This window comes from Streptomyces sp. BL1, from assembly GCF_057628045.1.
In genome coordinates this window covers 2,863,346-2,882,889 of sequence record NZ_JBXYWZ010000002.1, presented here as the reverse complement: position 1 = coordinate 2,882,889, position 19,544 = coordinate 2,863,346, and the positions used below count along the sequence as shown (strand labels likewise).

Here is a 19,544-nt window from a genome sequence, read left to right as displayed (position 1 = left end):
AGGGACACCAGACCACCATGAGCCGTTCCGCCCACCCCGCCGGGCCCCGTCACGCCGACGTCCTGCCCGAGGGGCACTACTCCGCTCCGCCCACCGACCTGAACGCCCTCGACGAGCAGGTGTGGGCGCAGACCGTGACCCGTACCGAAGAGGGTGCCGTCACCGTCGGCGGGATCGATGTGCAGCGCCTGGCCGACGAGTTCGGCACGCCGGCGTACATCCTCGACGAGGACGATTTCCGCGCCCGGTGCAGAGCGTGGCGCGAGGCGTTCGGCGAGGGCGCCGACGTGTTCTACGCGGGCAAGGCCTTCCTCAGCCGCGCCGTCGTGCGCTGGCTGACCGAGGAGGGCCTGAACCTCGACGTCTGTTCCGGCGGTGAACTGGCCACCGCGCTCGCCGCCGGCATGCCCCCCGAGCGCATCGCGCTGCACGGCAACAACAAGACCACCGAAGAGATCACCAGGGCGGTCGAGACCGGCGTCGGCCGGATCGTGCTCGACTCCTTCCAGGAGATCGTCCGCGTCGCGCACATCGCCGAGCGGCTCGGGAGGCGCCAGCGGGTGCAGATCCGGGTGACGGTCGGAGTCGAGGCGCACACCCACGAGTTCATCGCGACGGCGCACGAGGACCAGAAGTTCGGCCTCGCGCTCGCCGACGGGCAGGCGGCCGAGGCCGTACGCCGTGTGCTGAAGCTGGACAGCCTGGAGCTCATCGGCATCCACTCGCACATCGGCTCGCAGATCTTCGACATGGCCGGCTTCGAGGTCTCGGCCCGCCGCGTGGTCCAGCTGCTCAGCGAGGTGCGCGACGAACACGACGTCGAGCTGCCGGAGATCGACCTCGGCGGCGGACTCGGCATCGCGTACACGCCGGAGGACGACCCGCGCGAGCCGCACGAGATCGCGAAGTCGCTCGGCGACATCGTCACGCGGGAGTGCGAGAGCGCGGGGCTGGCCGTGCCGCGGCTGTCGGTCGAGCCGGGCCGCGCGATCGCCGGCCCGACGACGTTCACGCTCTACGAGGTGGGTACCGTCAAGGAATTGGCAGGCCTGCGGACGTACGTGAGCGTGGACGGCGGCATGTCGGACAACATCCGCACCGCGCTGTACGACGCCGACTACACCGTCTCCCTGGTGTCCCGCGCCTCCAGCGCCGAGCCGATGCTCTCCCGGGTGGTCGGCAAGCACTGCGAGAGCGGCGACATCGTCGTACGGGACGCCTTCCTGCCCGGCGACCTGGCGCCCGGCGATCTGCTGGCCGTGCCCGCGACCGGTGCGTACTGCCGCTCCATGGCGAGCAATTACAACCACGCGCTGCGCCCGCCGGTCGTCGCCGTGCGCGGCGGGGAGGCGCGCGTGATCGTCCGGCGTGAGACGGAGGAGGATCTCCTGCGTCTGGATGTCGGCTAGCGAGATATGTCGTCCACATACTGGACCGGGCGTGGTTTCTCCGGGCCCGTACGTGAGACTGAAGAGCACCGGAAATGACGAGAGGCGAGGTCGAATGATGCGTACGCGCACCAGTCTCAAGGTGGCGCTGCTGGGCTGTGGTGTGGTCGGCTCAGAGGTGGCACGCATCATGACGACGCACGCGGACGACCTCGCCGCGCGCATCGGTGCCCCGATCGAACTGGCCGGGGTCGCCGTGCGCCGCCCCGACCGGGTGCGCGAGGGAATTGATCCTTCGCTCGTCACCACCGACGCCGAGGCGCTCGCCAAGCGCGAGGACATCGACGTGGTGGTCGAGGTCATCGGCGGCATCGAGCCGTCCCGCAAGCTGATCACCAGCGCCTTCGAGCACGGCGCGAGCGTGGTCACCGCCAACAAGGCGCTGCTGGCCGAGGACGGTTCGACCCTGCACGAGGCGGCCGAGAAGCACGGCGTGGACCTCTTCTACGAGGCCGCCGTCGCCGCCGCCATCCCGCTGGTGAAGCCGCTCCGCGAATCCCTCGCGGGCGACAAGGTCAACCGGGTGCTCGGCATCGTCAACGGCACCACCAACTTCATCCTCGACAGGATGGACTCCTCCGGTGCCGGCTACAGCGAGGCGCTCGACGAGGCCACCGCGCTCGGCTACGCGGAGGCCGACCCGACAGCCGACGTCGAGGGTTTCGACGCGGCGTCCAAGGCCGCGATCCTGGCCGGCATCGCCTTCCACACCCGGGTGCGCCTCGACGACGTGTACCGCGAGGGCCTGACCGAGGTGACCGCGGCCGACATCGCCTCCGCGAAGCGCATGGGCTGCACCGTGAAGCTGCTGGCGATCTGCGAGCGCGCCGCCGACGGCCGCTCCGTCACCGCCCGCGTGCACCCGGCGATGATCCCGCTCAGCCACCCGCTCGCGAGTGTCCGCGAGGCCTACAACGCCGTGTTCGTCGAGTCCGACGCGGCCGGCCAGCTGATGTTCTACGGGCCCGGCGCCGGCGGTGCGCCGACCGCCTCCGCGGTGCTCGGCGACCTCGTCGCCGCCTGCCGGAACAAGCTCAACGGGGCCAAGGGGCCCGGCGAGTCGGCGTACACGCAGCTGCCCGTCTCGCCCATGGGCAAGGTCGTGACGCGCTATCACATCAGCCTGGACGTGGCCGACAAGCCGGGGGTTCTCGCCCAGGTCGCCACGGTCTTCGCGGAGCACGGGGTCTCCATCGACACCGTCCGCCAGCAGGGCAAGGACGGCGACGCCTGGCTCGTCGTCGTCACCCACCGCGCCGCCGACGCCGCGCTCAGCGCGACCGTCGAGGCACTGCGGAAACTGGACACCGTACGCGGCGTCGCGAGCATCATGCGGGTCGAAGGGGAATAGAGGAAAGTGACCACCATGGAGAGTCCGTCATCCAGCCCGGGCGGCATGGCCGCACCGGCCACCAGCCGGCAGTGGCGGGGCATCATCGAGGAGTACCGGGACCGCCTCCCGGTCGCCCCTGACACCACGCCCGTCACACTCCGGGAGGGCGGCACGCCGCTCGTACCGGCCCAGCTGCTCTCCGAACTGACCGGCTGCGACGTCCACTTGAAGGTCGAGGGCGCCAACCCGACCGGTTCCTTCAAGGACCGCGGCATGACGATGGCGATCACCCGGGCGAAGGAGGAGGGCGCGCAGGCCGTCATCTGCGCCTCCACCGGCAACACTTCCGCCTCCGCCTCCGCCTACGCGGTGCGCGCCGGGATGGTCAGCGCCGTGCTGGTGCCGCAGGGCAAGATCGCGCTCGGCAAGATGGGCCAGGCCCTGGTGCACGGCGCGAAGATCCTCCAGGTGGAGGGCAACTTCGACGACTGCCTCACGCTGGCCCGCGGTCTGTCGGAGAAGTACCCCGTCGCACTGGTGAATTCGGTGAACCCGGTGCGCATCGAGGGTCAGAAGACCGCCGCTTTCGAGGTCGTCGACATGCTCGGCGAGGCACCCGACGTGCACGTGCTGCCGGTCGGCAACGCGGGCAACATCACCGCGTACTGGAAGGGCTACCGCGAATACGCGGAGAGCGGTCCGTCCACCCGTTCGCCGCGCATGTGGGGTTTCCAGGCCTCCGGCGCCGCGCCGATCGTGCGCGGCGAGGCGGTCAAGGACCCGACCACCATCGCCACCGCGATTCGCATTGGCAATCCCGCGTCCTGGACGCTCGCCGAGGAGGCGCGCGACCAGTCGGGCGGCCTCATCGACTCGGTCACGGACCGTCAGATCCTGCGCGCCTACAAGCTGTTGGCGTCCCGTGAGGGCGTCTTCGTCGAGCCGGCCTCGGCCGCCTCGGTCGCCGGTCTGCTGCAGGCCGCCGAGCAGGGCCTGCTCGACCCGGGCCAGCGCGTGGTGTGCACCGTGACCGGCAACGGGCTCAAGGACCCGGACTGGGCCGTGGCCGGCGCGCCGCAGCCCATCGTCGTCCCGGTCGACGCGGACGCCGCCGCGGAGCGCCTCGGCCTCGCCTGACCTGTGCGGGGGTGCCCGCGCGGCACCCCGCACCGGATCCGTGTGCGACCCTGCACCAGGCCCGTATACGACTCCGTATGCGACAGGGAGCGCACGGGGGCTTGCGACACGCGTCGTGCGCCTACCGTGCGCCCTATGTCGCCAGTGAACCTTCCTTCGATAGGCTGGCATTCACCCCGGCCCCACGTACGTGCGAACGTACGTCGGGTCTGACGGCCGGTCCGGCATATGCCGCGGCCCGCAGGGGAGTTGCCGCAAACCAAACCAAGGAGAGTCATCGCGAGATGGCCGGTCCCGCGTTCCGCGCCGCCGCCGTCAGAGTGCGCGTCCCCGCCACCAGCGCCAACCTCGGCCCCGGATTCGACACCCTGGGTCTGGCGCTGGGCCTCTACGACGACGTCGTCGTCCGGGTCGCCGACTCCGGACTGCACATCGACATCGCCGGCGAGGGCGCCGACACCCTGCCGCGCGACGAGAGCCACCTGCTCGTGCGCTCTCTGCGGACCGCCTTCGAGCTGCTCGGCGGGCAGCCGCGCGGCCTGGAGATCGTCTGCGCCAACCGCATTCCGCACGGCCGCGGTCTCGGCTCCTCCTCCGCCGCGATCTGCGCGGGCATCATGGCGGCCCGCGCCGTCACCACGGGCGGCGAGGCCAAGCTCGACGACGCCGCGATGCTGGAGCTGGCCACCGAGATCGAGGGCCACCCCGACAACGTCGCCGCCTGTCTGTACGGCGGATTCACGCTGGCCTGGACGGACGCCGGCGCCGCGCAGGCCATCAGGATGGATCCCGCGCGTTCCGTCGTTCCGGTGGTCTTCGTCCCCGCGAAGCCGCTGCTGACGGAGACGGCGCGCGGACTGCTGCCGCGCACCGTCCCGCACGTCGACGCGGCCTTCAACGCGGGCCGCGCGGCCCTGCTCGTAGAGGCCCTGACCAGGCGCCCCGAGCTGCTGCTAGCCGCCACAGAGGACCGGCTGCACCAGGAGTACCGCGCCCCCGCGATGTCGGAGAGCACGGAGCTGGTGAGCCGGCTGCGCGCCGACGGCGTACCCGCAGTCATCTCCGGCGCGGGCCCCACCGTTCTCGCCCTTCCGGAGGACGGCGGCGCGGCGGAGAAGGTCTCCCGGCTCGCCGGGGAGGCATGGACGGCCAACAGGCTGGGCTTCGACACCGCGGGCGCGTGCGTGCTCCCGCTCAACGCGGAGGCCACACCGGGTCTCAACGGACCCGAAGCGCCTCCCGGAAAGGCCGTTCAGGCCGGTCCGGGGCAGTGAAGAGCAGTAACCGGTCCAGGAGAGGGGGAATGTTTGTTGGACCCGGTAGTGTTAACCTCAAGTCTGCACGCGCAGTCTCGTGGACCGGAGACACAACTCCGCAATGGTCCCTAGAGTGTGGTGCGACGTGATCCCAGGGCTCTGACCCAGCAGGGACCACCTCTTCCCCCGGAGCCTCCACACTGCCTTCGCCGTAGTACGGCCACAGGCAGTACCCGAGAGTCCGCTCCGGATCAGCGTGAGGGCACAGTCGACAAGCATCTGACGCTGGCCATGAATTGATCTCCCCGCCGTAAGCCGAGGCGGGACCACCGTCCCGGTCAGGTCCGCAAGCAGAAGGACCGCAGCCGGACAGCACGACCGGTCGCCGAGCCAGAAAGGCCGACGTCCGCTCCAGGGAAGGACCCTTCGTGAGCGACACCACCGATCTGATGGGCGTGAACGCCGATTCCGCGGGTAACTCCGCCGGCGATGCGGCCGCGCCCGCCACGGACGCTCCTGCCGCGCCTGCTTCCGGTGCTGCGCCCAAGCGTCGGCGCTCCGGCACCGGGCTCGAGGGCATGGTTTTGGCCGAACTCCAGCAGGTAGCTTCCGGCCTCGGCATCAAGGGCACCGCGCGGATGCGCAAGAGCCAGCTGATCGAGGTCATCAAGGAGAAGCAGGCGGCCGGTGGTTCGGCCTCCTCTTCCTCCGCGTCCAAGTCCTCCGACGCTCCGGCGGGCAAGGATGCAGGGAGCAAGGAGAGCAAGTCCGCAAAGAGCTCCAAGAGCGCCCAGGGCGCCGGGAGTTCGGAAGCCGGCGAGGCGCAGGAGGAGAAGCCGAAGCGCCGCGCGACCTCCAAGGCGCGCACCGGTGACAGCGAGGCCCAGCAGCAGATCGACATCCCCGGGCAGCCCGGTGACGAGTCCGCGGGCGAGCGCCGCGGCCGCCGCAACGGCAACGCCGGCAAGGGCGAGGCCGCGGCCGACAGCGCCGAGGGCAAGCCCGAGGGCCGGCAGGACACCAAGGGCGACGGCGGCAAGCAGGGCAACGGCAACAACAACGACGGCGGCCGGGACGGCGGCAAGCAGCAGCAGGACCGCCAGTCGAAGCGGGACCGGCAGCGCGACCGCGACCGGGACCGGCAGCGGAACAAGAACGACGGCGGCGGTGGCGGCCAGAACCAGGGCGGCGGCGGCAACAACCGCGGCGGTGACCGGGACAACCAGGGCGGCGGCGGCAACAACCGCGGCGGCGACCGGGACAACCGCGGCAACCGCGACGACCGTGACGACGACTTCGACGGCGGCCGCCGCGGCCGGCGCGGACGCTACCGCGACCGCCGGGGCCGGCGCGGCCGCGACGACGTCGCCGAGCCGCAGATCGCCGAGGATGATGTCCTGATCCCCGTCGCGGGCATCCTCGACATCCTCGACAACTACGCGTTCGTGCGGACGTCGGGCTACCTCCCCGGGCCGAACGACGTGTACGTCTCGCTGGCGCAGGTCCGCAAGAACGGGCTGCGCAAGGGCGACCACGTCACCGGCGCGGTGCGCCAGCCGCGGGACGGTGAGCGCCGCGAGAAGTTCAACGCGCTGGTCCGCCTGGACTCCGTCAACGGCACCACGCCGGAGGGCGGCAAGTCCCGCTCGGAGTTCAACAAGCTGACGCCGCTGTACCCGCAGGAGCGGCTCCGCCTGGAGACCGACCCGGGTCACCTGACCTCGCGGATCATCGACCTGGTCGCGCCGATCGGCAAGGGCCAGCGTGGTCTGATCGTGGCCCCGCCGAAGGCGGGCAAGACCATGGTGCTGCAGTCGATCGCGAACTCCATCACCACGAACAACCCCGAGTGCCACCTCATGGTCGTCCTCGTCGACGAGCGGCCCGAAGAGGTCACCGACATGCAGCGCTCGGTCAAGGGCGAGGTCATCTCCTCGACCTTCGACCGTCCCGCCGAGGACCACACCACGATCGCGGAGCTCGCCATCGAGCGGGCGAAGCGGCTGGTGGAGCTGGGCCACGACGTGGTCGTGCTGCTGGACAACATCACCCGCCTCGGCCGCGCCTACAACCTCGCGGCGCCGGCCTCCGGCCGGATCCTGTCCGGTGGTGTCGACTCGACCGCGCTGTACCCGCCGAAGAAGTTCTTCGGTGCCGCGCGGAACATCGAGGACGGCGGCTCCCTGACGATCCTCGCCGCCGCGCTGGTCGAGACCGGCTCGCGCATGGACGAGGTGATCTTCGAGGAGTTCAAGGGCACCGGCAACGCGGAGCTCAAGCTCGACCGGAAGCTCGCCGAGAAGCGGATCTTCCCCGCGGTGGACGTCGACGCGTCCGGCACCCGCAAGGAAGAGATCCTGATGGCGAACGACGAGCTCCAGATCGTCTGGAAGCTCCGCCGGGTGCTGCACGCCCTGGACCAGCAGCAGGCGATCGAGCTGCTGCTGGACAAGATGAAGCAGACGAAGTCCAACGCGGAGTTCCTGCTCCAGATCCAGAAGACGACTCCCACGCCCGGCAACGGCGGCGGCGAATAGCCGTCGGTCTCGTTCCGGTACAGCAGTAGCCCGGAAGGGCGCATGCATCGAGGGCCGTCCCACCACTCACGGTGGGGCGGCCCTCGCCGTGTGTCAGCAGTGGGCCGTGTGGCCTGAGAGCTTGACCACAAGGCGTAGTCCCCGCACGGCGGTGTCGACGGACCCTCCGGGGGTACGTCGTCCCAGGTAACAGGGGGCGAAAGGGGGCGTTGCGACACTTCGGTACCGGTGTCGTCGCTACCGCGATCTGATAACCCGTTGTGCAACCCTTCGGCTGGACACAACGTCCCATCAGTGACAAACGCCAGAAGCAGTACCGAAGGAAGTGAAGATGGCGGACGAGAGCATGGACGGACCGGAGGCGGCCGACCGCCGCAGCCGCGGCATACGTCCGAGCGGCCGCCGTCGCAAGCCCCGTACCCGCCGGCAGCGGGCCCTGCGGATCACCGCATGGGTGCTGGCAGCCGTGGTGGTCCTGGGCGGAAGCGGTCTCGGCGTCGCCTACTTCAAGCTCAACGGCAACATCTCCGGCGTCGACATCAACTCGAAGCTCGGCACCGACCGTCCGACCGACGTACCGAACGGCTCGATGGACATCCTCGTCCTGGGCTCCGACTCGCGCTCCGGCGCGAACGCCAAGTACGGCAGCGACGACGGCGGCCAGCGTTCCGACACCGCGATGATCGTGCACATAAACGAGAAGCACGACAGGGCGAACGTCGTCTCCGTGCCGCGCGACACGCTGGTCAAGCGGCCGAAGTGCGAGAAGGACGACGGCAGCAAGACCCAAGTCCCCGCGCAGCACGCGATGTTCAACACGGCCTACGAGGTCGGCGGGCCGGCCTGCGCGGTGAAGACCGTCGAGTCGATGTCCGGCGTACGCATGGACCACTACGTCGAGGTGGACTTCTCCGGCTTCAAGAAGCTGATCGACACGCTGGGCGGGGTCAAGGTCACCACCAACAAGGCGATCCAGGACCCGGACAGCCATCTCGATCTGCGGCCCGGCAGCCACCGGCTGGACGGCGAGCAGTCGCTCGGCCTGGTCCGTACCCGGCACGGCGTCGGCGACGGCAGTGACCTCGGCCGCATCCAGCTCCAGCAGGCCTTCGTCAAGGCCCTGATGGACCAGGTCAACAGCATCGGGCTGTTCAGCAACCCGAAGAAGCTGTACGACCTCGCGGACGTCGCCACCTCCACCGTCACCACGGACTCCGAGCTGGACTCGGTCAACGACCTGGCCGGGCTGGCGCAGATGCTCAAGAGCATCAAGTCCGACGACATCCAGATGACGACGCTGCCCGTCGAGTACGACCCGAACAACCCGAACCGCGTGCTGCCGCTGGAGCAGAAGACCCAGCAGGTCTGGAAGGCGCTCCGGAACGACACCGCCATCCCGAAGTCGGCCACCGAGGACTCGGCCGGTGACCAGACGGACATCGGCGGGGTCGTGAACTAGCGAGGCCGCGGGAACAAAAGGGGACCGACCCCGGTTTTGGGGGGTGCGGTCCCAAGTGGCAGACTGGACCGTCGGCCCCGGTTCACGGCGGACAAACCGTCCTCCGACCCGGCGCCCTCTTGAACCTAGGAGACACCTTGAAGCGCGACATCCACCCCGAGTACGTGGAGACCCAGGTCAGCTGCACCTGTGGCAACGAGTTCACGACCCGTAGCACCATCGCCAGCGGTTCGGTCCGCGCCGACGTGTGCTCGGCGTGCCACCCCTTCTACACCGGCAAGCAGAAGATCCTCGACACCGGTGGCCGCGTGGCCCGCTTCGAGGCCCGCTTCGGCAAGGGCCCCGGCGCCGCCAAGAAGTAGCTGCTCAAGAGCGCCGGTCCACGGTCGCCCTCCGGGGGCGGCCGGACCGGCGCTCTTTTTCATGCATGCTCTGATTCACCCGGGTCGTCCCCGATCCGGTCCGTTGCCCACGTGAGGGACGAAGCTGATGTTCGAGGCGGTCGAGGAACTGGTCGGTGAGCACGCCGATCTGGAGAAGCAGCTCGCCGACCCCGCGATCCACGCCGATCAGGCGGGTGCTCGCAGGCTGAACAAGCGGTACGCCGAGCTCACCCCGATCGTCTCCACGTACCAGGCCTGGAAGCAGACCGGCGAGGACATCGCCACGGCCCGTGAACTGGCCGACGAGGAACCCGAGTTCGCCGCGGAGATCAAGGAGCAGGAGGAGCGCCGCGAGGAGCTCACGGAGAAGCTGCGGCTGCTCCTCGTGCCCCGCGACCCCAGCGACGAGAAGGACGTCATCCTCGAGGTCAAGGCCGGCGAGGGCGGCGACGAGTCCGCGCTGTTCGCCGGCGATCTGCTGCGGATGTATCTGCGCTACGCGGAGCGGCTCGGCTGGAAGACCGAGATCCTCGAGGCCAACGAGTCGGATCTGGGCGGCTACAAGGACGTTCAGGTCGCCGTGAAGGCCAAGGGCAGGACCGAGCCGGGCCAGGGCGTCTGGGCGCGGCTGAAGTACGAGGGCGGCGTGCACCGCGTCCAGCGGGTGCCCGCCACCGAGTCGCAGGGCCGCATCCACACCTCCGCGGCGGGCGTGCTGGTGCTGCCCGAGGCCGAGGACGTCGACGTCGAGATCAACGCCAACGACCTGCGGATCGACGTGTACCGCTCCTCGGGACCCGGCGGCCAGTCCGTCAACACCACCGACTCCGCGGTGCGCATCACCCACGAGCCGACCGGCATCGTCGTCTCCTGCCAGAACGAGAAGAGCCAGCTGCAGAACAAGGACCAGGCGCTGCGCATCCTGCGCGCCCGGCTGCTCGCCGCGGCGCAGGAGGAGGCCGAGAAGGAGGCCTCCGACGCGCGCCGCAGCCAGGTCCGTACGGTGGACAGGTCCGAGCGTGTGCGCACGTACAACTTCCCGGAGAACCGGATCTCCGACCACCGGGTCGGCTTCAAGGCGTACAACTTGGACCAGGTGCTCGACGGCGAGCTCGACCCGGTGATCCAGGCGTGCGTCGACGCCGACTCCGCTGCCAAGCTGGCCGCGGCGTAAGTCGCGGCGACCGCCGAATCCGCCGGAAGACTTGAGAGGACGCGCGTGAACGTGCTGCTTGCCGAGGTGGCACAGGCCACCCAGCGGTTGGCCGACGCCGGTGTACCCTCACCGCGCTTCGACGCGGAGGAGCTGGCGGCGTTCGTGCACGGCGTGAAACGCGGTGAGCTGATCCGGGTCTCCGACGCCGAGTTCGACGCGCGCTACTGGGAGGCCGTGGCCCGCCGCGAGGCCCGCGAACCGCTCCAGCACATCACCGGACGGGCGTTCTTCCGCTACCTCGAACTTCAGGTCGGGCCGGGGGTGTTCGTGCCCAGACCGGAGACCGAGTCGGTGGTCGGCTGGGCCATAGACGCCGTCCGCGCGATGGACGTCGCCGAGCCGCTGATCGTGGATCTGTGTACGGGCTCCGGCGCCATCGCGCTCGCGCTCGCCCAGGAAGTCCCGCGCTCCCGCGTGTACGCGGTCGAGCTGGACGAGGGGGCGTACGGCTGGGCGCGCAAGAACGTCGAGGGCTCCCGCGTCGAACTCCAGCAGGGCGACGCGTTCTCCGCGTTCCCCGAACTCGACGGCCATGTCGACCTCGTCGTCTCCAACCCGCCCTACATCCCGCTCACCGAGTGGGAGTATGTGGCACCTGAGGCACGCGACCACGACCCGGAGCTCGCGCTGTTCTCGGGGGAGGACGGACTGGAGACCATCCGCGGTCTGGAGCGTACGGCGCACCGGCTGCTCCGCCCCGGCGGAGTCGTCGTCGTCGAACACGCCGACACCCAGGGCGGACAGGTGCCCTGGATCTTCACGGAGGACCGTGGCTGGGCGGATGCCGCCGACCACCCCGACCTCAACAACCGGCCCCGATTCGCCACCGCACGCAGGGAGGTGCCGTGATGGCACGGCGTTACGACTGCACCGACGCGACCGACCGCAAGACCGGCCTGCGCGAGGCCGCTTCGGCGGTGCGCCGCGGCGAACTCGTCGTGCTGCCCACCGACACGGTCTACGGCATCGGCGCGGACGCGTTCAGCGCGGACGCCGTCGGTGATCTGCTGGAGGCCAAGGGGCGCGGGCGCGGTATGCCGTCGCCCGTGCTCGTCGGCTCCCCGAACACGCTGCACGGCCTCGTCACCGACTTCTCCGAGATGGCCTGGGAGCTGGTGGACGCCTTCTGGCCGGGCGCGCTGACTCTCGTCGCCCGCCACCAGCCGTCCCTGACCTGGGACTTGGGGGAGACGAGCGGCACCGTCGCGGTACGGATGCCGCTGCACCCCGTCGCGATCGAACTCCTCACCGAGTTCGGTCCGATGGCGGTCTCCTCGGCCAACCTGACGGGCCACCCGGCTCCGCAGGACTGTGACGCCGCGCAGGACATGCTGGGCGACTCCGTCGCCGTCTACCTCGACGGCGGCCCGACCCCGGACGCGGTCCCCTCCTCCATCGTCGATGTGACGGGGAAGGTGCCGGTGCTGCTGCGCGCGGGCGCGCTGAGCGCGGAGGAGCTGCGCAAGGTCGTGCCAGACCTGGAGGTGGCCTCGTGACCCGGTCCGGGCCCACCTGCCGCGAACGGGCTGGAGGATGTCCGCAGTGAACGCCCCCCAAGGGCGTGGTTCCGCGGAGTCCTACGGCATAAGCGGCGCCGACAGCGGTTTCGGACCGAGTGGCGCCGACGGTACGTTCCGCATCCTCCACGTCTCCACCGGCAACGTATGCCGCTCGCCGATCACCGAGCGGCTGACGCGGCATGCCCTGGCGGGCAGGCTCGGGGACGCACGCAGCGGCGGCATCCTCGTGGAGAGCGCGGGCACCTGGGGCCACGAGGGCGCGCCGATGGAGGACCACGCGGCCGAGGTGCTGACGGAGCACGGCGCCGACCCGGACGGCTTCCGGGGCCGCGAGCTGCTGGACGAGCACGTGATCCGCGCGGACCTCGTGCTCACCGCGACGCGGGACCACCGTGCGCAGGTCATATCGATGGGGCACTCCGCCGGGCTGCGGACCTTCACGCTCAAGGAGTTCACCCGGCTGGTGCGGGCCATAGACGCCGCCACGCTGCCGGCTCCGCAGAGCGCGGAGGGCGTGGCGGAGCGGGCCCGCGCCCTGGTGCAGGCTGCGGCCGCGCTGCGCGGCTGGCTGCTGGCGCCGAGCCCCGAGGCGGACGAGATCCACGACCCGTACGGGGCGCCGATTCCGTACTTCCGCACGGTGGGTGACGAGATCGACAGCGCGCTCGATCCCGTCGTCACGGCCCTGACCGGGGTGCCCGCGAGGAGCGGCAACCGCACATAGGCGGATATGGCCGGTACGCAGAACCAGCGGCACCCCACAGGTGTCCTAAGGTGTGGGCCTGCGCTTTCACTCCGAGACCATCCAGCTAGACCCCTGGGGAGCCCGTGCGTGAATATCTGCTGACGTTGTGCGTCACGGCGGCGGTCACTTATCTGCTGACCGGTCCCGTGCGGAAGTTCGCCATCGCGGCCGGCGCGATGCCGCAGATCCGCGCGCGTGACGTACACCGCGAGCCGACGCCCCGGCTGGGCGGCATCGCGATGTTCGGCGGACTGTGCGCGGGTCTCGTGGTCGCCTCCCAACTGACCAACATCGGCGAGCTGTTCACTCGTTCCGATGAACCGCGAGCGCTGCTGTCCGGGGCCGGACTGATCTGGCTTCTCGGCGTACTCGACGACAAATGGGGCGTCGACGCTCTGGTCAAGCTCGGCGGACAGATGATCGCCGCGGGTGTGATGGTGCTCCAGGGCCTCACCATCCTGTGGCTGCCCGTCCCCGGCGTGGGCAATGTCGCGCTGACGCCGCTGCAGGGCACGCTGCTCACCGTCGCCATGGTCCTGATCACCATCAACGCGGTGAACTTCGTGGACGGCCTGGACGGCCTCGCCTCCGGCATGGTCTGCATCGCCGCGGTGGCGTTCTTCATGTACGCGTACCGCATGTGGTACGGCTACGGCATCGAAGAGGCCGCCCCCGCAACGCTGTTCGCGGCCGTGCTGATGGGCATGTGCCTGGGCTTCCTGCCGCACAACATGCACCCCGCGCGGATCTTCATGGGGGACTCCGGGTCGATGCTGATCGGCCTCGTGCTCGCCGCCGGCGCCGTGTCCGTCACCGGCCAGGTGGACCCCGACGTGATGGTGGAGCACGCCGGTTCGGTGCGCTCCGCCGTGCACTCCATGGTGCCGGTCTACATGCCGCTGCTGCTGCCGCTGACCATCATCGCCGTACCGGTCGCCGACCTGTTCCTCGCGATCCTGCGGCGTACTTGGCGGGGCCAGTCGCCGTTCGCCGCGGACAAGGGGCACCTCCACCACCGGCTGCTGGAGATCGGCCACTCGCACAGCCGCGCGGTGCTCATCATGTACTTCTGGTCGGCGCTGATCGCCTTCGGCGCGGTCGCGTTCTCCGTCCAGTCCTCGAGCCTCGCCATCGTGCTGGCGATCGTGCTGCTGAGCGCGGTGGGCCTCGCGGTGCTCCTGCTGCCGCGGTTCACGCCGCAGGTGCCGCCCTGGGCACAGGCCCTCGTGCCGCCCCGGTACCGCAGGCCGGAGGAGGCGGACGGCGCCGCGCCGGACGAACAAGCCCCGGACGAGGGCGAGTCGGAAGAGGCGGCGCGGGAACGCGAGGCGGCGATGGCCGGCCTCAGCGGCGCCACCGCCATCGGCGACCGTCACCACTTCGCCGTACGCCGCACCCCCGACAAGCGCCCATAACAGACAAGTTGGGCCGTGTCAGCGAGACACGGCGAACCCAACTCGTGTGTGTGACAGGTAGCACACGATGTAGGTAAAGACCTCATCAAATAGTTTGTGATACCGTTCACGAAACCCGGTGACAGGCCGATGGACCCTGGTGTAGCGGTCCAACGGCGTGAGCTATGCCCTCAATACCGGGGATACGCTCGTCAACGACGACAGACGCCCCCGATTCTCCGGAGCAACCCCCATGCAGTCGAATGACGTCCGCATGCTGGTGCAGTGCGCCGTCCCGACCGCCCTGGCAGGTGCCGTGGCCGCGGTCGTGACCGGTGTGGTCATCGGCGGCAAAGGCGCCCTGGGTGCCGTGACCGGCGCCGTCGTGGTGATCGTCTTCATGGGAATCGGGCTGTATGTGCTGCAGCGGACTGCCAAGTCCCTGCCTCATCTCTTCCAGGCGATGGGTCTGCTGCTCTATACGACGCAGATCCTCCTGCTTGCCGTGTTCTTGATCGCGTTCAAGAACACGACTCTCTTCGATCCTCAGGTCTTCGCGTTCACGCTGCTCGGCGCCACCCTTGTCTGGGTCGCCTCGCAGGCACGGGCGCACATGAAGGCCAAGATCATGTATGTGGAGCCCGAGTCCGGTGGTGACGCGCGGAAGTCCGCCACCAGCGGGGTCAATTCGTGACGCCCGGTACTCGTAGGGGCGGGATAAGCGCTCGTTCGAGCAACTGCTATCGTCCGTTGCCAACTGCGGTGCAGCAGGTGCAGGTAGCCGAGCTCCGATGTTCCACGGGACGGAACGGGCAGCTCCCCTCTCCGAGTCGCCGCCACATCCGTAGACCAAGTCCAGTGCCGCCCCGCGGTCGTACGCCGCGCCGACACATCGAGGTAGCCGTTTCCATGCGCCACGCAGAAGGAGCTCGCGGTGAGTGCTGACCAGATGCTCGCCTTCGAGACCGATTGCCACATCTTTAGCGGTTGCGGCTTCCCGGCTCCAGGGCTCCACTCGTTCCTGTTCAAGCCGATGTTCGAGCTCGGCCCCATCGAGATCAACAAGACGATGCTGCTGGCTGCCATCGGCACCGTGGCCATCGTCTGGTTCTTCTGGGCGGCCTTCGCCAAGCCCAAGGTGGTTCCGGGCAAGCTCCAGATGATCGGTGAAGCGGGCTACGACTTCGTCCGCCGCGGGATCGTTTACGAGACCATCGGCAAGAAGGAGGGCGAGAAGTACGTCCCCCTGGCGGTCTCGCTGTTCTTCTTCGTCTGGGTGATGAACCTCTGGTCGGTCATCCCGCTCGCGCAGTTCCCGGTCACCTCGATCATTTCGTATCCGGCCGGCCTGGCGGCGATCGTCTACATCACCTGGGTGTCGATCACTTTCAAGCGCCACGGATTCGTCGGCGCATTCAAGAACTTCACCGGCTACGACAAGTCTCTCGGTCCGGTGCTGCCGCTCGCCATGGGTATCGAGTTCTTCTCGAACCTGCTCGTGCGGCCCTTCACGCACGCGGTGCGGCTCTTCGCCAACATGTTCGCCGGCCACCTGCTGATCGTGATGTTCACCATCGCCAGCTGGTACCTGTTCAACGGGATCGGCATCGCCTACGCCGGTGTCTCGTTCGTGATGACGATCGTGATGGTGGCCTTCGAGCTCTTCATCCAGGCCATCCAGGCGTACGTGTTCGTCCTGCTGACCTGTAACTACATCCAGGGCGCGCTCGCCGAGAACCACTGAGCAAGCCCCGCCAAGCCCCCCTCAGTTGTCCGGTGGCCAACCCCCACCGGTCCGTGAAACAGAAGGAAGAAACGGCATGTCCGCTCTCCAGAACCTTGCTGCTGTCTCCGGCTCGCTCGGCTCCATCGGCTACGGCCTCGCCGCCATCGGCCCGGGCGTCGGCGTCGGCATCGTCTTCGGTAACGGCACCCAGGCGCTGGCCCGCCAGCCCGAGGCGGCCGGCCTGATCCGTCAGAACCAGATTCTCGGCTTCGCCTTCTGTGAGGCGCTCGCCCTCATCGGCATCGTCATGCCGTTCGTCTACGGCCCGTGATCCTGGACCGTTGACAGAATTCCTCCACGAAAGGCACTGATGTGATCGCCCTGGTACAGATGGCGGCAGAGGAGAAGCAGAATCCTCTCGTCCCGCCGATCCCAGAGCTTGTCATCGGTCTGATCGCCTTTGCCATCGTCTTTTTCTTCCTGTGGAAGAAGCTCCTTCCGAACATCAACAAGGTTCTGGAAGAGCGCCGCGAGGCCATCGAGGGCGGCATCGAGAAGGCCGAAGAGGCTCAGCAAGAAGCGGCTGAAGTCCTGCAGCAGTACAAGGACCAGCTCGCGGAGGCTCGTCACGAGGCCGCGCGTCTGCGCTCGGAAGCGCAGGAGCAGGGCGCCGCGCTCATCGCCGAGATGCGTGCGGAAGGCCAGCGGCAGCGTGAGGAGATCGTCGCTGCCGGCCACTCGCAGATCGAGGCGGACCGTAAGCAGGCCGCGCAGTCGCTGCGTCAGGACGTGGGCAAGCTCGCCACCGACCTGGCCGGCAAGCTCGTCGGCGAGTCCCTCGAGGACCACGCCCGGCAGAGCCGCACCATCGACCGGTTCCTCGACGACCTCGAGGAGAAGGCCGAGGCCACCCGATGAGTGGAGCGAGCCGCGAAGCACGGGCCGCAGCAAGCGAGAGCCTGACGGCGCTGACCGACAACACGTCGACCGACGCCACCGTGCTCGCCGACGAGCTGTCCGCCGTCACCGCGCTGCTCGACCGCGAGGTGTCGCTGCGTCGGGTCCTCACCGACCCGGCGCAGGACGGCGCGCGCAAGGCCGAGCTCGTCGGGCAGGTGCTCGGCGGGCAGGTCGGCGGGGCGACCGTCGACCTGGTGTCCGGCATGGTCCGGTCCCGCTGGTCCTCGCCGCGCAACTTCGTGGACGCCGTGGAGGAGTTGGCGGACTCCGCCGACCTCGTCGCGGCGGAGCGGGACGGCTCGCTGGACGACGTGGAGGACGAGCTGTTCCGGTTCGCCCGGACCGTTTCCTCGACGCCGGATCTGCGTGCGGCGCTGTCCGACACCAAGGCCACACCGGCCGCCAAGACGCAGCTGCTGCACTCGCTGCTCGGCGGCAGGGCGCGGCCCGCGACGGAGCGTCTGGTGACGCGTCTCGTGACCCAGCCCCGCGGACGTAGCCTGGACGGTGGGCTCGAAGCCCTCTCCAAGCTGGCGGCGGACCGCCGTGGCCGGTCGGTCGCGGTCGTCACCTCCGCGGTGCCGCTCAGCGACCGGCAGCGGGAGCGCCTCGGCGCGGCGCTGGCGAAGCTGTACGGCCGCCGGGTGCACCTGAACCTCGACGTGGACCCCGAGGTCCTCGGCGGGATCACGGTGCGCGTCGGTGACGAGGTCATCAACGGCGCCATCGCGGACCGCCTCGACGACGCGCAGCGGCGCATGGCCGGCTGACGCACACCAACTCAACAGCATCACTTAGCGGCCCGAGTTGGGCCGTAGAGAAGACATACGGGCCCAACAAGGAGAGCAGGGAACCCAGATGGCGGAGCTCACGATCCGGCCGGATGAGATCCGGGACGCGCTGGAGAACTTTGTCCAGTCGTACGAACCGGACGCGGCCTCGCGCGAAGAGGTCGGGACGGTCAGCGTTGCCGGCGACGGCATCGCGAAGGTCGAGGGTCTGCCCTCGGCGATGGCGAACGAGCTGCTGAAGTTCGAGGACGGCACCCTCGGCCTCGCCCTCAACCTCGAGGAGCGCGAGATCGGTGCGGTCGTCCTCGGTGAGTTCAGCGGCATCGAAGAGGGCCAGCAGGTGCACCGCACCGGCGAGGTCCTGTCGGTTCCGGTCGGCGACGGCTACCTGGGCCGCGTCGTGGACCCGCTGGGCGCCCCGATCGACGGCCTCGGCGACATCGAGAGCGAGGGCCGCCGCGCCCTCGAACTCCAGGCCCCCTCGGTCATGGACCGCAAGTCGGTCCACGAGCCGATGGAGACCGGCTACAAGGCCGTCGACACCATGACCCCGGTCGGCCGCGGCCAGCGTCAGCTGGTCATCGGCGACCGTCAGACCGGCAAGACCGCGCTGTGCATCGACACGATCATCAACCAGCGCGACAACTGGCGTTCGGGCGACCCGGAGAAGCAGGTCCGCTGCATCTACGTCGCCGTGGGCCAGAAGGGCTCCACCATCGCGTCCGTGCGCGGCGCGCTGGAGGAGGCCGGCGCCCTCGAGTACACGACGATCGTCGCGGCCCCGGCGTCCGACCCGGCCGGCTTCAAGTACATCGCCCCGTACACCGGCTCGGCCATCGGCCAGCACTGGATGTACGGGGGCAAGCACGTCCTCGTCGTCTTCGACGACCTGACCAAGCAGGCCGACGCCTACCGCGCCGTGTCCCTCCTGCTGCGCCGCCCGCCGGGCCGTGAGGCCTACCCGGGTGACGTCTTCTACCTGCACTCGCGTCTGCTGGAGCGCTGCGCCAAGCTCTCCGACGACCTGGGCAAGGGCTCGATGACCGGTCTGCCGATCGTCGAGACGAAGGCGAACGACGTGTCGGCGTTCATTCCGACCAACGTCATCTCCATCACCGACGGCCAGTGCTTCCTGGAGTCCGACCTGTTCAACGCGGGCCAGCGGCCGGCGCTGAACGTCGGTATCTCGGTCTCGCGTGTGGGTGGTTCGGCGCAGCACAAGGCGATCAAGCAGATCACCGGTTCGCTGCGTGTGGACCTCGCCCAGTACCGCGAGCTGGAGGCGTTCGCCGCCTTCGGTTCCGACCTGGACGACGCGTCCAAGCAGTCGCTGGAGCGCGGCAAGCGCATGACTGAGCTGCTCAAGCAGCCGCAGTACGCGCCGTTCTCCACCGAGGACCAGGTCGTCTCCGTGTGGTCGGGCACCAACGGCAAGATGGACAACGTCCCGGTCGCGGACATCCGCCGGTTCGAGCGCGAGCTGCTGGACTTCATGCACCGTGAGCACAAGGGCCTGCTCACGGGCATCGTCGAGGGCGGCAAGATGTCGGACGACACCCTGCAGTCGCTCGGCGAGGCCGTGGACTCCTTCAAGCAGCAGTTCGAGACATCGGACGGCAAGCTCCTGGGCGAGGACTGA

Annotated in this window: 18 protein-coding genes; all 18 read left to right on the top strand. The window is 69.2% G+C overall.

Annotation, left to right across the window (positions count from 1 at the left end; genetic code table 11):
* Nucleotides 1-17: 17 nt before the first annotated feature.
* The 18 genes from lysA (at nt 18) to atpA (ending at nt 19,544) form a co-directional block, all read left to right on the top strand.
* Nucleotides 18-1,409 (top strand): diaminopimelate decarboxylase, encoded by a 1,392-nt coding sequence (gene lysA, locus AC3AGO_RS12600; RefSeq protein ID WP_487820265.1) that lies wholly within the window; start codon nt 18-20, stop codon nt 1,407-1,409.
* 94 nt (nt 1,410-1,503) lie between these two features.
* Entirely contained in the window at nt 1,504-2,799 is a 1,296-nt protein-coding gene (locus tag AC3AGO_RS12595; protein WP_487820264.1) for a homoserine dehydrogenase, read from the top strand.
* Between the two features lie 45 nt (nt 2,800-2,844).
* On the top strand, nt 2,845-3,918 hold the full coding sequence (gene thrC, locus AC3AGO_RS12590) for a threonine synthase (RefSeq protein ID WP_487824632.1): 1,074 nt from the start codon (nt 2,845-2,847) through the stop codon (nt 3,916-3,918).
* Nucleotides 3,919-4,202: 284 nt separating this feature from the next.
* Nucleotides 4,203-5,192 carry a homoserine kinase gene (gene thrB / locus AC3AGO_RS12585; protein ID WP_487820263.1) on the top strand — a complete coding sequence of 330 codons (990 nt, stop codon included), beginning with the start codon at nt 4,203-4,205 and terminating at the stop codon, nt 5,190-5,192.
* A 410-nt stretch (nt 5,193-5,602) separates the two neighbouring features.
* Nucleotides 5,603-7,711, top strand: a complete 2,109-nt coding sequence (gene rho, locus AC3AGO_RS12580) for a transcription termination factor Rho (RefSeq protein WP_487820262.1) — start codon at nt 5,603-5,605, stop codon at nt 7,709-7,711.
* 331 nt (nt 7,712-8,042) lie between these two features.
* Nucleotides 8,043-9,170: an LCP family protein gene (locus tag AC3AGO_RS12575; protein ID WP_487820261.1), complete on the top strand. Its 1,128-nt coding sequence runs from the start codon at nt 8,043-8,045 to the stop codon at nt 9,168-9,170.
* 137 nt (nt 9,171-9,307) lie between these two features.
* Nucleotides 9,308-9,532, top strand: coding sequence for a 50S ribosomal protein L31 (gene rpmE, locus AC3AGO_RS12570; protein WP_487820260.1), 225 nt, complete (start codon nt 9,308-9,310; stop codon nt 9,530-9,532).
* 127 nt (nt 9,533-9,659) lie between these two features.
* Entirely contained in the window at nt 9,660-10,727 is a 1,068-nt protein-coding gene (gene prfA / locus AC3AGO_RS12565) for a peptide chain release factor 1 (protein ID WP_487820259.1), read from the top strand.
* A gap of 45 nt (nt 10,728-10,772) precedes the next feature.
* Entirely contained in the window at nt 10,773-11,618 is an 846-nt protein-coding gene (prmC, locus tag AC3AGO_RS12560) for a peptide chain release factor N(5)-glutamine methyltransferase (protein ID WP_487820258.1), read from the top strand.
* Nucleotides 11,618-12,265, top strand: a complete 648-nt coding sequence (locus AC3AGO_RS12555) for an L-threonylcarbamoyladenylate synthase (protein WP_487820257.1) — start codon at nt 11,618-11,620, stop codon at nt 12,263-12,265. The genes prmC and AC3AGO_RS12555 overlap by 1 nt, the downstream gene beginning before the upstream one ends.
* 46 nt (nt 12,266-12,311) lie before the next feature.
* The gene (locus AC3AGO_RS12550) at nt 12,312-13,013 is read left to right on the top strand and encodes an arsenate reductase/protein-tyrosine-phosphatase family protein (protein WP_487820256.1); all 702 of its coding nucleotides are present in this window, start codon (nt 12,312-12,314) and stop codon (nt 13,011-13,013) included.
* Nucleotides 13,014-13,117: 104 nt separating this feature from the next.
* Complete coding sequence (locus AC3AGO_RS12545; protein ID WP_487820255.1) at nt 13,118-14,449, top strand: MraY family glycosyltransferase; 1,332 nt, start codon at nt 13,118-13,120, stop codon at nt 14,447-14,449.
* Between the two features lie 232 nt (nt 14,450-14,681).
* Nucleotides 14,682-15,122, top strand: coding sequence for a Cg1360 family ATP-synthase-associated protein (locus AC3AGO_RS12540; protein ID WP_487820254.1), 441 nt, complete (start codon nt 14,682-14,684; stop codon nt 15,120-15,122).
* A 255-nt stretch (nt 15,123-15,377) separates the two neighbouring features.
* The gene (atpB, locus tag AC3AGO_RS12535) at nt 15,378-16,172 is read left to right on the top strand and encodes a F0F1 ATP synthase subunit A (RefSeq protein ID WP_487824631.1); all 795 of its coding nucleotides are present in this window, start codon (nt 15,378-15,380) and stop codon (nt 16,170-16,172) included.
* Nucleotides 16,173-16,248: 76 nt separating this feature from the next.
* A complete protein-coding gene (atpE, locus tag AC3AGO_RS12530) occupies nt 16,249-16,485 on the top strand; it encodes an ATP synthase F0 subunit C (RefSeq protein WP_487820253.1) in 237 nt (78 codons plus the stop codon).
* Between the two features lie 41 nt (nt 16,486-16,526).
* On the top strand, nt 16,527-17,072 hold the full coding sequence (locus AC3AGO_RS12525; RefSeq protein WP_487820252.1) for a F0F1 ATP synthase subunit B: 546 nt from the start codon (nt 16,527-16,529) through the stop codon (nt 17,070-17,072).
* Nucleotides 17,069-17,884, top strand: a complete 816-nt coding sequence (locus AC3AGO_RS12520; protein WP_487820251.1) for a F0F1 ATP synthase subunit delta — start codon at nt 17,069-17,071, stop codon at nt 17,882-17,884. The genes AC3AGO_RS12525 and AC3AGO_RS12520 overlap by 4 nt, the downstream gene beginning before the upstream one ends.
* 88 nt (nt 17,885-17,972) lie before the next feature.
* On the top strand, nt 17,973-19,544 hold the full coding sequence (gene atpA, locus AC3AGO_RS12515) for a F0F1 ATP synthase subunit alpha (protein ID WP_487820250.1): 1,572 nt from the start codon (nt 17,973-17,975) through the stop codon (nt 19,542-19,544).